This is a genomic window from Mesorhizobium sp. LMG 17147 (assembly GCF_024297145.1).
Lineage (GTDB): Bacteria > Pseudomonadota > Alphaproteobacteria > Rhizobiales > Rhizobiaceae > Mesorhizobium.
Genome location: NZ_JANCTC010000007.1, coordinates 179410 through 190730, shown reverse-complemented (window position 1 = coordinate 190730; position 11321 = coordinate 179410). Strand labels below are relative to the sequence as shown.

Sequence of the window (11321 nt, the reverse complement as noted above, 5' to 3'; positions counted from 1 at the left end):
CGCGAAGCAAAATAGCCGGCCTTCCCCCTCCTCCGCTGACACTCCGGCCCTTCGCTTCGCTGCGGGTGCAGGTCCGTCCCGTCCGCCGGCTTCCGTCGCCATGAAGGCCGCGAGGGTCGCGGTCCAACCGGCGGAGCATCCAATGAGCGAGCATAACGACTACGAACCACAGCACTCGTCTTCACCCATCGACCAAGTCCTCACCGAACTCCAGCTCTATGGCTACCGGCCCTTCGCAGATGAGCCTGATCCTCGACCGCTTCCAGAGGGCCACTGCGTCGCCGGCGCGATCGCCGACATCTTCGACGCCCTCATCGTGGCACTGCAAGACACTCGCCTCGAGCCCGATCTCGACGATCTTCTATGGTCGACCGTCAACATCTTTCACCGCGCCGCAGATCGGATCGAGCGCGAGCTCGACCACAACGAGCAGGCGCAACGCCGCAGCCAGTGTGAGCAGGACGGCAGCGAAGTGAAATCCGTCGAGCTGGAACGCCTGACGGCCGAAGGGCAGACGCTGATCGAACGCCAAAGCGCCTTCGAACTGATGCGTGATCAGGCCGCGGAGCACTATGAGCGCCACACCGGATCCAGTTGGCGACCGCGCAGCGGATCGATGGTCAACCACCGCAACCTGACCTCTGCGCTGATCGACAGCCGCGACTTTCTCAGCGCCAAGAAACGTGCCTCGCAGGAAGTCCTTCTGCCACCTGGCCCGAAAATCGCCTTCACCGCTGGGCTCGACTTCAATGACCACCAGCTGATCTGGGCCAAGCTCGACCAGGTCCACGCCCGGCATCCCGACATGGTCTTGATGCACGGGAAATCGCCGAAGGGTGGCGAAAAAATCGCCTCCTGTTGGGCAGATCATCGCAAGGTACCCCAAATCGGCTTTGCCCCTGATTGGACAAGGCATGCCAAAGCCGCTCCGTTCAAGCGCAATGACGCAATGCTGGAGTTGCTGCCGATAGGCGTCATCGTCTGTCCCGGGACCGGAATTCAGGACAATCTTGCTGACAAGGCAAAAAAGCTCGGCATCCCAGTCCTCGACTTCCGCCCCAAGGGAGGCGGCGCGTAAGCGCTGCCCGCCCTACCCTTTGTCGATTGTACAATACGGTCGGGCGGCGCGGCGCCGCCCGTCTTATGCGATACTCAAGTCCGCGCCCTGGCAAAGGCGCGCGACGCCGTCACGCTTGCCGTCAACGTTTCAGCTGCGTCGCAGCTGGCATCACAGCTGCGAATAACGACGCCTGTTCAACCGAACAGGGGCCGGATCTGGGCGAACTCATCGAACACCGGCGTGGGCAGGATGCTTGTTCTTGAGCGGCCGTCGCATTGTTAGCGTTGTCGCTGACACGGCATCGCGCGACGCACAGTTCGAATCCACCACGGCGTGCCGTCTCGTTCCAGAGATAGCGGATATCCGGTGATGCACGTCAGCCGTGACTTGAACCCTGTCTTAAGCGCGGTGCTGACAACAGCTTGCGACTCGCAATGCCTGTACAGAGGAGCATCGACGCCGCTGATCGTCGTAGCCGGGATTTCGCCAGCGACGGTATCGCCAGGTTCTCCGTTGATGTCTCTATCTGGTGGGCCGCTCCAAACGGCCTCTTTAATGGGCTGATCCGGCCGAAGGTCGGCTGCGCCTCGATCGCCTAAGCCGCAATGGCGCCGATCGACTTTCTTCCCCTGCCGGCTGCGCCGTCATTCCTCGCCAAACAACAAAGTCGCCTGGCTGCCATCCTCCGCTGGCGCTGCGGTCGCAAGCGATGCGGCGTCGATCGCCTCCGGCCCGCCGATCGCCATCGAGGCCGCAATGGTGCGGGCTCGAAACAGAGTTCAAGGAGAAAACTCATGGCGATAATCGGAACCTTCAAGAGGGCCGGCAACAACGAGTTCACCGGCGAAATCGTGACCCTCTCGCTCCAGACCAAGAACGTCCGGGTTGTGCCCGAGACCAACCGCTCTGGCGACAGCGCCCCCAGCCACCGTGTCTTCGTCGGGCAGGTCGAGATCGGCGCCGCATGGTCCAAGCGCTCCAATGACGGCCGCGACTATCTCGGCATGAAGCTGGACGATCCGAGCTTCACTGCTCCGATCTACGCCAACCTCTTCAACGATGAGGAAGGCGAAGGCTTCAGCCTCATCTGGTCCCGCCCCAACGGGCGCCGCGACGCCGAGTAAGGCCCCGACCAAGGCTCCGCCCGGACGAACAGGGCGGGGCCGCTCTCCTTTTACCCGACAAGTTGAGCGCAGTCGCTGCGCAACGAGCTCCGTCGGTCTGTGGGGCGACTACCGGTCGTGTTCGCGACTGGAGACTTCATTCCTGCATGTTGCCTCGCCGATCATCGAAAATTCGCGGTGCTTCCCGCGTCAACTCACGGTGCCGATTTTCTGATCAACTCGCATGGGTCCACATTCAGCGCAGTGGCGATCCTGCCAAGAACACTGATGCTGGCCGAGACCCGAGCGCGCTCGATCGATCCCACGTAACGCATGCTCAGTCCAGAGCGGGCGGCCAGTTCCTCCTGCGTCACGTTCTGGTCATGGCGCAGACGACGCATGTTGGCCGCCATGATCTCCTTGAGGTTCATGACGGATTAGGGATCAGAAAGGGAACTATCGTTCTAGGAATGATCGTTCCTATTCGCTATGATTGGTGGTCGATCTGCAGGACGGCTCCTTCGAGATCGCGATCGAAATATGAACGGTCAAATACCATGCCTAAACCGCTGCTCGATCCTGATGTCGCCGACATTGCGCCGGATGCACCGGTCCTGACCGGCTATGACGAGGAGCGTCTGCTCACCTATATTCGCCTGCTTGACGCGGCAGCCGAAGATGCCGATTGGCGAGAGGTGGCCAGGATCGTCTTGCATATAGACCCGGAGCAGGAGCCGGAACGAGCGTTCCGGTCGTGGGAGACCCATCTTGCCCGCGCGCGATGGATGACGACCAGCGGCTACCGATATCTTCTCGCCGGCGGCGCTCCGCACTGACGCGACCGGCGCTCCACTTGGCTGAATCGGCATAATGTTTTGCCGACTCTCCAACTATCCAACTTCCTTATCCCCCTGAATGTTGATGCCGACGCCTCACATCCGGGTACGCGGCGAGGACAGGAACAGTGCAAGGCGATTGGACCGATCCGGCGGCGTATGCACATATGTGCAGCTACCAGGCCACGGAGTTCGCTGCCGAGTATCTGATCCGGAATGACGAATTCGTGGCAGAGTGCAGCCAGCTTGCATCGCAACCCGCTGGTTCTGGAGAACCTGCCGGTCAGCCCGATCTCGCCGCCCGTTGGGGCGCGCGATTTCAAAACTGCCGCTGCCGGAGTTCCGAAAGCTGACAATATCATCTGGACGGAACAGGCCTCGCCGCGCGTGCTCCGGGCCATGCGGGTATCTGCATCCGATCAGACAGTTCGACCTTCCAGCCTAGGCGGAGCCAGCGTTTGGCCGCAGGACGAAGGCCTTCACATTATTTGGTCTACCTTAATTGGGAAAAGTCATCTCGTCGCTAACGACCGCGCCGGTGAATTCAACGCTATCCTTCTGCCGCTCGACGCTGCATTCGAGACGCGGCTCGATGCAGCGCGCCGGTTCTGGCGCGCACTGAACGGCCGGGCAGCCGGTCCATCCTACGGCGCACTGCCGCAACAGACCAAGACCAGGCATATCCTCAATTTACGCGCACATGATGGTCACCGCACGGGTGCAACCTATCGTCAGCTCGCGGAGGTGCTGTTCTCGCAAGAGCCGATTGTGCCGCGAGATTGGCGTGATCATCATCTCCGCCACAAGGTCCGAGCTATCTTACGCCGTGCAGCTTTTTTAGTCGCCGGCGGCTATCGCGATCTTCTCTTCTACCCCCACAACCGCAGCGAAAAGTCCGGCCGCCGAAGTCCTTCTTCGGGGTAGCAAAAACGCACCCCCCAATCTTTGCCCTCCCTCGCCTTTCCTCATTTCGATCATGGTCCACTTCGCGCGTCCCGGCAGGCCAGGACGACAGCAGAACCGAATGGAGATCGAGCGATGTCGAAGGGTCCCGCGGACGCGCCCCAAAAGTATTTGCGCACGAAGGAGGCAGCAAACATCGTCGGGCTCTGCGCCCGCACACTCGAAAAGCACCGGACCTACGGCACCGGCCCAAAATACCGAAAGGTCGGCGGGCGCGTTCTCTACGACATCAACGACCTGCACGCTTGGATAGATCTGGGCGCACGCACCTCCACCAGCGATGCCAACGCGACCTATGTTCCGCCGGCAAAACCCCATGCAGCCCGCGCGCCCGCCTATGTCGGCAGGCGCGACCGCAGCTCCTGATCTGTGGCGCACCGAAATGCAGTATCGCGAGACCGTTCAGCAGCAATTTGCCCTGCCTCATGTCCCCTCATCCGGCTTCCCTCCACCCGGCACGCAGGACGTTGTGGCGTGGCAACTCGTCTTGTTGGTGAAATCCCGCCACCTGAGACCGATCCATTCTCATGCGGGCGAAGAATCGACCTGCGTTGAGGCGGCAAGTGTGCACGGCATAGCAGCGATTTGGAACGCTGCCATCCTGGTCTGGGCTGCGTCGCAAACCATCCACGCGCAAGCCAGGAGATTGCAACTGCGGCGCGTGGTAGCGGCGAAACAGCAGCAAACCCTGACGTTCATGTCGCCGCGTAATCGGCGCCATGTCCACAGCCGGATAGCCCCACGCGAGCAGCCGAGCCGATACACGGCCCAGCGTCATAAAACTTGCCTGCTGCGCCCCGGGATCGAGTCATGAGCAAGCGCACAAAGATCATCGCCACGATGATTGGCGGCGCAGTGCTCGCGGCGGCGCCGGCATGGATTAGCCCTCCGCCGCTGTCCATCTGGAACGCATCGGCGAGCATCCCCGTCGGGGTCTATCGCGTCCAGCCGGCCGACAAAATCGGTATTGCCGATATCGCCGTCATCATGCCGCCCGAGCCATTGGCGGCCTTCATGGCAAGACGCGGGTATCTGCCGAAAAATGTGCCGCTCCTGAAGCGTATTTTAGCACTGGGGGGCGCAACCGTCTGTCGCCAAGGCACAACGATCATCGTCAACGGCAAGACGTATGGACATGCGCGCGAGCGTGACAGTCGCGGTCGACCCCTGCCCATCTGGCAGGGCTGCCGCGACATTGCCGAGGCGGACGTCTTCCTTATGAACCCGGGTGCGGCCGACAGTTTTGACAGCCGCTATTTCGGCCCGCTCCCGCTCTCATCAATCGTTGGCCGCGCGGTTCCCGTCTGGACCACGGAGCCCACCACTCCGGTGCTGGAGGTCACCAACGATCCCCTTTCTAGCGAGCCGTGACGGCTCGGCTGAACGCGCACTAACACTCATGAAAGGAGCACTGCAATGACCCAGATCGGAACCTTCACGCGCAATGATGACGGCTTCTTCGGCAATCTTTCCACGCTAACAATCGAGGCGAAGATTGCCATTCTGCCTGCCGAGAAATCAAAAACCGAAAACGCGCCCGACTATCTGATCTATTGCGAAGGGATGGCGGTCGGTGCGGCTTGGGACCGCGCCGGAGACAAGGCGGGGGATTACCGCTCCGTCTCAATTGACGACCCGTCCTTTACGCAGCCGATCCGCGCCAAGCTGTTCCGGTTCGATGCAGAGAACAGCGTCTGGAGCCTGCACTGGAACCGATCCTCGAAGCGCGACGGGCGAGGCTGAACAGATGCTTCTGGAGCCCTTCGACGAATCTTTCTCGCCAACCCTTTTGATCCATTGCGTGCCGGTCAAACCCTTCGACCCGATCGCCCGCGACGCAGCCCAGAGGGGGCCGGACACTTGCCTGTGGCTCCGGACACCGATCTCATCACAGTTTTGGCAAAGCCGGTTCGATCGGCGAGCCCCTGCCCTTAACGGAAGCGAACACCGTCGCAGGCCGGCGGTGCATCGGTTCTGCGGTCTGCGGGATGCAGTCCACAGAGGCATGACGACGTTTGCCGCATGTGTCATGCTCGGCTTCGTGGCGCCCGAAACTGGTGCAGCGGCTTCCTCCGGTGAACGGCCGGCGCACTCCGAGTCGACGATCTTGTCGGCTGGCCCGTGGTCGCGGCATATCCGGGAAGCGTCAAAGCGCTTCGCGATTCCAGAGCGGTTGCTGCGCGGCGTCATGCATGTTGAGAGCGTCGGCGATGTTCGTGCGCTTTCAAGCAAGGGCGCAATGGGCTTGATGCAGATCATGCCGGCGACGTGGGAAGAACTGCGCATCAAATACCGTCTCGGTGACGATCCCTATCGACCGCGTGACAACATTCTTGCAGGTGCAGCATATCTTCGCGAAATGCTCGACAGCTTCGGGCGCAGCGGCTTTCTTGCCGCTTACAATGCCGGTCCTGGTCGGTACACGGAACATCTCTCGACCGGCCGTCCGCTCCCACGCGAGACGGTCGACTACGTTAGGAAACTCGCGCCGCTGCTCGATGGTGCAGTTCTCAGTCCGCGGCGCCCGCGGCAAAGAAGGGGCAGAGCCAGCTCACTCCGTGCAACGATCTTTGCGCATCCCCATGACATTCGGAACGCCGCTGTATCGGATGGCAATGGTTATGCCGAGACGATCTTTGCGGCGATTCATTCGTCAGCGATGCAGTCGCCAATGGGCCACCCTGTTGCGGACCTGACCGCGATCGAGCCACGGCGGAGTGAAACCGATTTCCAATCCAACCACGCTGTTTCCGGCCTATTCGCTCAGCCCTCTTTAGCCATATCGCGATGATCGCCACGTTCCTCCTCAATTCCATTCCGGCCTGTTCCGTCGCGGAAATTGCGGCGGAAGGGTTGGCCGCAGATGAGGACAGAGAGAGTGGCAGGATAAAGGGCCGCGAGGTGCGGCTCGGTTCGGCCGATTGTTTTCCTTACAATTTTCGACTCATTTCGCGATGTGCTGCCACAATCAGCGATGTGCGCTATCCCCATTTTTTCAGTCTTTCAATGGAAACCGCACCTCGTGGCCGCCTAGCATGAAGCGTGACGATACCTTTCGCGTCCGCCCCGGTCGTATCCGCTCCCGCGCCGGCCAGCGCGCACGACCCTTCATCTTCCAGGCTCTTGCGGCCACACAGCGCGCCGGCGGTCACCTTACGCGCGAGGGTCGGATCACCTCCCCGCGAGCTTCAACGTTTGGCCGCGGCAGGTCAGCGAGCATCCGCGCCAGTCGCCTCATCTCTGACCGCTCACGCGGCGCCGTCGTCAAGACCCGTGTGGTGCGGCAGTTCAGAGGGTCTGCGCCACTCGCCACCCATCTCAAATATCTTCGCCGCGAAGGTGTTACACGTGATGGTGAGAAGGCCAGGATGTTCGGCCCTGAGACCAAAGAGGCAGATCATGACGCCTTCTGCGATCGCTGCAAGGACGATCGGCATCACTTCCGTTTCATCGTTTCACCGGACGACGCAATGGAGCTCGGCGACCTCAAGAACTTCACTCGTGACCTGATGGTCGACATCGAGCGCGACCTCGGCACGAGGCTCGACTGGATAGCCGTCGATCACTGGAACACCAAACATCCGCACGTTCATATCCTCGTTCGCGGCGTTGCCGACGATGGCGAGAGTCTTGTCATCTCGCGCGACTACATCCGCCAAGGCATGCGCGATCGGGCGAGCGACATTCTCACCCAGACGCTTGGGCTCCGCACCGACCTCGACATCCGCCAGGCCATCGAGCACCAAGTCGACAATGAGCGCTGGACGCAGCTCGATCGCCAGCTTGTTCGTGACGCCGACCGTCATGGTATCATTGATCTCGCGCCACACCCTGATCGCCATCCCGACCAGTTCCTTGGGCTCAAAGTCGGCCGGCTGCGGCAACTGGAGTGCCTGGGTCTCGCGAACGAGATCCGTCCCGGCCAATGGATGGTGGTCGAAGAGGCCGAGGCCACTTTGCGCGCCCTCGGTGAACGCGGCGACATCATCAAGCGCATGCACCGCAGTCTCACCGTGCATGGGCTAGAAAAGGGGACAGTCGACTACGTGCTGGCCGCCGAAAAAATTGATGCGCCCGTGATCGGCCGACTGCTCGAACGCGGCCTTGATGACGAACGGCGCGGCGCGGCCTATGCCATCGTCGATGGCATCGATGGACGCACGCACCACATTCGCTTCCATGATCCTGATGCGGCAGGAGATTCCGACCCGGGCTCGGTCGTGGAGTTGTGTCGCCATGCGAGTGCAAATGGCGGTGGCCGGGTCACGCTCGCCGTCCGCTCCGACCTCTCAATCGAACAGCAGGTCCATGCTTCCGGCGCGACTTGGCTCGATCGCCAACTCGTTGCACGCGAGCCCGCCGAATTCGGTGACGGCGGCTTTGGCAAGGACGTAAGACAGGCACTGCAAGATCGGGTAGATCACCTTGTCAGCCGCGATCTGGCCAGGCGCGAGGGACAGCGCGTCATTCTTGCCCGCAATCTGATCGATACACTACACGATCATGAGGTGGAATCGCTTGGTGCCCGCATCGCCGCCGAGACGGGCCTGTCATTCACGAAGGCTGCCAACGGCAATCATGTGGCTGGGATTTACCGGCGGCGTTTCTTGCTGGCTTCAGGCCGGCTCGCAATGATCGATAATGGACTCGAATTCAAGCTGGTGCCCTGGTCGCCGTCGCTCGAAAAGCGATTGGGCAATCAAGTTACCGGGGTCGTGTGTTCAGATAGGGGGGGCGTGGATTGGAGCCTGGGAAAGAAGCGCGGCATCGGCTTATGATGGTTACACGCGTATGCTCTATCCTGATGCTGGGAAGCCGGCACGGTCCGTCGCACATCCTCTGTTTGTACCTGCACGGTGAAGCGCCAATGGGCTCGTAAAAAACAGGGACGTTGCGATCCTCAATCAGTCCGCGGTCAGCACGACCTTGACACTTTGAGCGCGGTCGGCGCCAAGTCGGAAGGCATCGGGGGCGGAGGAAAGCGTGCGCTCCGCCGTCACCAGCTTCAGGACGTCCACCTCCCGCGACACAATGAGGTCGACTGCGCGAGCGAACTCGCTGCCGAAGCGGAAGGTGCCTTTGAGGTCGATCTCTTTGGCCATCACCGCATTGGCGGGCAGCGGGATCTGGCCACCGGGAAGATTGCCGACCTGGACCACCGTGCCGCCGCGCCGGACGCTGGCGATTGCCGCGGCAAGGCCTGCGGCAGTGCCTGAAATCTCGAACGCCACATCAAGCGAACCGCCGGCCGCGAGCGACTGGATCTCGGCGTCCCCGCTGGCAAGGTCGATCGTCCTGTCGGCGCCCAACCTGCGGGCGAAGGCGAGCGGCGCGGCGGCGATATCGACGACGGTCAGTTCAGTGCAGCCGGCAAGCCTGGCCGCGAGCATGGTCAAGAGGCCAATGGGACCGGCACCGAACAGGACGACGTTGCGGCCCCTGATGTCGCCGGCCCGCGCAACGGCGTGCAGGCTGACCGCCAGCGGTTCGGCAAGTGCGGCCGCCTGGTAGGCCACATCAGACGGAACCTTGAAACATTGCGCGGGCGTGACGTCGAACAGACTGGCGAAGCCGCCCTGCATATGCGGCGTCTTCGACGCCGAGCCCATGAAGTAGATGTTTTCGCAGAGATTGGCGCGGCCTTCCAGGCATCGCGCGCAATGCCCGCACCAGCGTGACGGATTGACCGCGACGTGGTCGCCGACGCCCAGGCCGGGTGCCGCGCCGTTGATCTCGACGATTTCGCCGGAGATTTCATGGCCGAGGACAAGCGGCGAGGTCACAACGAAGTCGCCGGTGCGGGCATGGCGGAAATAATGCAGGTCGGAGCCGCAGATGCCCCCGGCCCCGAAGCGCACACGCACCATGCCTGGCGCCAGCGGTTCGAGCGGATGCTCCACGACGCGGAGGTCCTGCGGGCCGAACAGTGTCGCGGCGATCACCTGGCCACTCACCGGATCAAGCCCATCTCGGTCGGCAGCCAAAGCGTAATGGCGGGTATGAAGGTGATCAGAAGCAGCGCCACGATAAGCGGCACCAGCCACGGCAGGATCGCCATGGTGGTGCGCTCGACCGAGAGCTTGGCGACGCGTGACAGCACGAACAGCACCATGCCGAGCGGCGGGTGCAAAAGCCCGATCATCAGATTGAGCGTCATAATCAGCCCGAAATGTACCGGGTTGATGCCGTAGACGGCAGCGACCGGCAGCAGGATCGGCACCAGAATCGTGATCGCGGCGATCGTATCGAGGAAGCAGCCGACCACCAGCATCAGGATGTTGACCAGGATCAGGAAGACCCACTTGTTTTCGGTGAGGGCGAAAATGAAGTTCGAAAACAGCTGTGCCGCCTGGCTGACGGTAAGCAGCCAGGCGAAGATCGATGCGGCGGTAACGATGAACAGTACGGAGGCGGTCGTCTCGATCGTGTCAAAGCTGGCCTTGGCAAGCAAGCGCAGCGTCATCGTGCGGTAGCGCACCAGCCCGAGGAAAAGCGACCAGATCACAGCCGCCATTGCCGCCTCGGTCGGCGTGAACCAGCCCATCGTCATGCCGCCGATCAGGATAACCGGCGTCATCAGCGCCATGACCGCGGAGAAATCGAAATACCAGTCCGCGGCGATCAGCAGCAGCAGCGCGATGCCGACCGCGACGTTGATCGACAGGCCAAGCTGCACAAGCACGTAACAGCCAATCGGAAAGGCGGCCACCACCAGCACCTCGCCCGCCGCTTCGGCGAGCCGCCGAAGCTCGAAAGGCGTGTCGGACCCCCAGCCGCGATTGTAGGCAAAGATGGCAACCGTAATCATCATCAGCATGGTCATGACCACGCCGGGCAGGATGCCGGCCATGAACAGCGCGCCGATCGAGACATTGGCCATCATGCCGTAGATGACGAACGGCAGCGAGGGCGGAAAGATCGGCCCGAGCGTGGCGGAAGCGGCGGTGACGCCAACCGCAGCGTCGATCGGATAGCCGTGGTCCTTCATCGCCTTGATCTCGATGGTGCCGATACCGGCGGCGTCGGCGAGCGCGGTACCCGACATGCCGGAAAAGATCACCGATCCGATGATGTTGACCTGCGCCAGGCCGCCCTTCATCCAGCCGACCAGGGCAAGGGCGAAGGAATAAATACGCCCGGTGACGCCGGCGATGTTCATGAGGTTGCCGGCCAGAATGAAGAAGGGCACGGCGAGCAGTGGAAAGCTCTCCACCCCGGCGATCATGCGCTGGGCTGCGATGATATCGGGCGCAACGCCGTAGATGACGAGGTAAAGGATCGAGGCGGCCGCCATCGAAACAGCGACCGGCACGCCGATGAGCATCAGGACAAGAAAGCCCCCGACCAGAAGCAGCATCG

General features: G+C 61.9%; 15 protein-coding genes. 12 read left to right on the top strand and 3 right to left on the bottom strand.

Going from position 1 to position 11321, the window contains the following annotated elements:
* Positions 1-142: 142 nt before the first annotated feature.
* Both NMG46_RS15770 and NMG46_RS15765 read left to right on the top strand, forming a co-directional pair.
* Entirely contained in the window at positions 143-1078 is a 936-nt protein-coding gene (locus NMG46_RS15770) for a DUF2493 domain-containing protein (protein ID WP_254818555.1), read from the top strand.
* A 776-nt stretch (positions 1079-1854) separates the two neighbouring features.
* The gene (locus tag NMG46_RS15765; RefSeq protein ID WP_254818670.1) at positions 1855-2184 is read left to right on the top strand and encodes a DUF736 domain-containing protein; all 330 of its coding nucleotides are present in this window, start codon (positions 1855-1857) and stop codon (positions 2182-2184) included.
* Positions 2185-2378: 194 nt separating this feature from the next.
* Here NMG46_RS15765 and NMG46_RS15760 read toward each other — a convergent pair whose 3' ends face one another.
* Complete coding sequence (locus NMG46_RS15760; RefSeq protein ID WP_023674290.1) at positions 2379-2594, bottom strand: helix-turn-helix domain-containing protein; 216 nt, start codon at positions 2592-2594, stop codon at positions 2379-2381.
* Between the two features lie 126 nt (positions 2595-2720).
* Between NMG46_RS15760 and NMG46_RS15755 the strand changes: the two genes are divergently transcribed.
* From NMG46_RS15755 to NMG46_RS15715, 10 genes are all read left to right on the top strand, one after another.
* The gene (locus NMG46_RS15755) at positions 2721-2999 is read left to right on the top strand and encodes a DUF2285 domain-containing protein (protein WP_254818554.1); all 279 of its coding nucleotides are present in this window, start codon (positions 2721-2723) and stop codon (positions 2997-2999) included.
* A gap of 167 nt (positions 3000-3166) precedes the next feature.
* The gene (locus NMG46_RS29915) at positions 3167-3352 is read left to right on the top strand and encodes a DUF6499 domain-containing protein (protein WP_352476789.1); all 186 of its coding nucleotides are present in this window, start codon (positions 3167-3169) and stop codon (positions 3350-3352) included.
* Positions 3353-3398: 46 nt separating this feature from the next.
* On the top strand, positions 3399-3923 hold the full coding sequence (locus NMG46_RS15750) for a DUF2285 domain-containing protein (RefSeq protein WP_352804556.1): 525 nt from the start codon (positions 3399-3401) through the stop codon (positions 3921-3923).
* Between the two features lie 114 nt (positions 3924-4037).
* Positions 4038-4328: an AlpA family transcriptional regulator gene (locus tag NMG46_RS15745; protein ID WP_254818552.1), complete on the top strand. Its 291-nt coding sequence runs from the start codon at positions 4038-4040 to the stop codon at positions 4326-4328.
* A 16-nt stretch (positions 4329-4344) separates the two neighbouring features.
* Positions 4345-4776, top strand: coding sequence for a replication initiator protein A (locus NMG46_RS15740; protein ID WP_254818551.1), 432 nt, complete (start codon positions 4345-4347; stop codon positions 4774-4776).
* The gene (locus NMG46_RS15735) at positions 4773-5333 is read left to right on the top strand and encodes a S26 family signal peptidase (RefSeq protein WP_254818550.1); all 561 of its coding nucleotides are present in this window, start codon (positions 4773-4775) and stop codon (positions 5331-5333) included. The genes NMG46_RS15740 and NMG46_RS15735 overlap by 4 nt, the downstream gene beginning before the upstream one ends.
* Before the next feature lie 45 nt (positions 5334-5378).
* On the top strand, positions 5379-5705 hold the full coding sequence (locus tag NMG46_RS15730; RefSeq protein WP_254818549.1) for a DUF736 domain-containing protein: 327 nt from the start codon (positions 5379-5381) through the stop codon (positions 5703-5705).
* Positions 5706-5967: 262 nt separating this feature from the next.
* Positions 5968-6753, top strand: coding sequence for a lytic transglycosylase domain-containing protein (locus NMG46_RS15725; RefSeq protein WP_254818548.1), 786 nt, complete (start codon positions 5968-5970; stop codon positions 6751-6753).
* Complete coding sequence (locus tag NMG46_RS15720) at positions 6750-7001, top strand: hypothetical protein (protein ID WP_254818547.1); 252 nt, start codon at positions 6750-6752, stop codon at positions 6999-7001. Before NMG46_RS15725 ends, NMG46_RS15720 begins: the two co-directional genes overlap by 4 nt.
* Positions 6998-8740, top strand: a complete 1743-nt coding sequence (locus NMG46_RS15715) for a VirD2 family relaxase/mobilization nuclease (RefSeq protein WP_254818546.1) — start codon at positions 6998-7000, stop codon at positions 8738-8740. Before NMG46_RS15720 ends, NMG46_RS15715 begins: the two co-directional genes overlap by 4 nt.
* A 126-nt stretch (positions 8741-8866) precedes the next feature.
* Here the strand turns inward: NMG46_RS15715 and NMG46_RS15710 are convergent, their stop codons facing one another.
* Both NMG46_RS15710 and NMG46_RS15705 read right to left on the bottom strand, forming a co-directional pair.
* Positions 8867-9916 (bottom strand): L-idonate 5-dehydrogenase, encoded by a 1050-nt coding sequence (locus tag NMG46_RS15710; RefSeq protein ID WP_254818545.1) that lies wholly within the window; start codon positions 9914-9916, stop codon positions 8867-8869.
* A complete protein-coding gene (locus NMG46_RS15705) occupies positions 9913-11319 on the bottom strand; it encodes a TRAP transporter large permease (RefSeq protein WP_254818544.1) in 1407 nt (468 codons plus the stop codon). The genes NMG46_RS15710 and NMG46_RS15705 overlap by 4 nt, the downstream gene beginning before the upstream one ends.
* Positions 11320-11321: the final 2 nt, after the last annotated feature.

Bases quoted from the DNA above. Each gene is read 5' to 3' on its own strand.
- NMG46_RS15770 (WP_254818555.1), top strand. From the start codon at position 143: ATGAGCGAGCATAACGACTACGAACCACAGCACTCGTCTTCACCCATC.
- NMG46_RS15765 (WP_254818670.1), top strand. From the start codon at position 1,855: ATGGCGATAATCGGAACCTTCAAGAGGGCCGGCAACAACGAGTTCACC.
- NMG46_RS15760 (WP_023674290.1), bottom strand. From the start codon at position 2,594: ATGAACCTCAAGGAGATCATGGCGGCCAACATGCGTCGTCTGCGCCAT.
- NMG46_RS15755 (WP_254818554.1), top strand. From the start codon at position 2,721: ATGCCTAAACCGCTGCTCGATCCTGATGTCGCCGACATTGCGCCGGAT.
- NMG46_RS29915 (WP_352476789.1), top strand. From the start codon at position 3,167: ATGTGCAGCTACCAGGCCACGGAGTTCGCTGCCGAGTATCTGATCCGG.
- NMG46_RS15750 (WP_352804556.1), top strand. From the start codon at position 3,399: ATGCGGGTATCTGCATCCGATCAGACAGTTCGACCTTCCAGCCTAGGC.
- NMG46_RS15745 (WP_254818552.1), top strand. From the start codon at position 4,038: ATGTCGAAGGGTCCCGCGGACGCGCCCCAAAAGTATTTGCGCACGAAG.
- NMG46_RS15740 (WP_254818551.1), top strand. From the start codon at position 4,345: ATGCAGTATCGCGAGACCGTTCAGCAGCAATTTGCCCTGCCTCATGTC.
- NMG46_RS15735 (WP_254818550.1), top strand. From the start codon at position 4,773: ATGAGCAAGCGCACAAAGATCATCGCCACGATGATTGGCGGCGCAGTG.
- NMG46_RS15730 (WP_254818549.1), top strand. From the start codon at position 5,379: ATGACCCAGATCGGAACCTTCACGCGCAATGATGACGGCTTCTTCGGC.
- NMG46_RS15725 (WP_254818548.1), top strand. From the start codon at position 5,968: ATGACGACGTTTGCCGCATGTGTCATGCTCGGCTTCGTGGCGCCCGAA.
- NMG46_RS15720 (WP_254818547.1), top strand. From the start codon at position 6,750: ATGATCGCCACGTTCCTCCTCAATTCCATTCCGGCCTGTTCCGTCGCG.
- NMG46_RS15715 (WP_254818546.1), top strand. From the start codon at position 6,998: ATGAAGCGTGACGATACCTTTCGCGTCCGCCCCGGTCGTATCCGCTCC.
- NMG46_RS15705 (WP_254818544.1), bottom strand. From the start codon at position 11,319: ATGCTGCTTCTGGTCGGGGGCTTTCTTGTCCTGATGCTCATCGGCGTG.